General features: G+C 63.8%; 1 pseudogene. It reads left to right on the top strand.

Going from position 1 to position 489, the window contains the following annotated elements:
- Positions 1-396 (top strand): annotated as a pseudogene (locus V2S85_RS27195) (hypothetical protein); the annotation flags it as partial.
- Positions 397-489 lie beyond the last annotated feature (93 nt).

Below are 489 nucleotides of genomic sequence, written 5' to 3'. Positions count from 1 at the left end.
GCGAAATCAACGCCGGGCATGATGGAAATTGGTCCGAACGATGCCCTTGGTGCGCCCCGAAGCCTCGACGTCATCAAACCAGCCCGCTTCGCCAGAAATTACCCGGTTTTTGCGGGTCTCCAGCTCGGGGAGGAACGTGTGGGGTGCCGGTCGGTGCGGCCTTCGCGGCGCACTTCGGCCATGACCTTCTTCGAGGACTTGCCCGAGGCGGACGATCCGCTGCTCGGCTTCGCGCCCTATCTGCACAGCCGTCCGCGCCGCAACTCGATCACACCCGATCGTCAGCGCATGTTCATCGCCGCGCTCGCCGCCAGCGGGATCGTCACGCAGGCGGCCCGCGCGATCGGGGCGAGCCTCGAGGCGCTCTGGAAGCTGGAGACCCGCAAAAACCGGTAGCGTTTGGACGGCTATAATGATTCATTGAGGGCGCGCGATCACGGAGGCCAGCTATGGATCCCAAGTCCCTGTTCAGTTTGAGCGATCACCTTG

Origin of the sequence: Novosphingobium resinovorum (genome assembly GCF_036352595.1) — a bacterium.
GTDB classification, from domain to species: domain Bacteria; phylum Pseudomonadota; class Alphaproteobacteria; order Sphingomonadales; family Sphingomonadaceae; genus Novosphingobium; species Novosphingobium resinovorum_B.
This window is presented reverse-complemented; position numbering and strand designations above follow the sequence as displayed.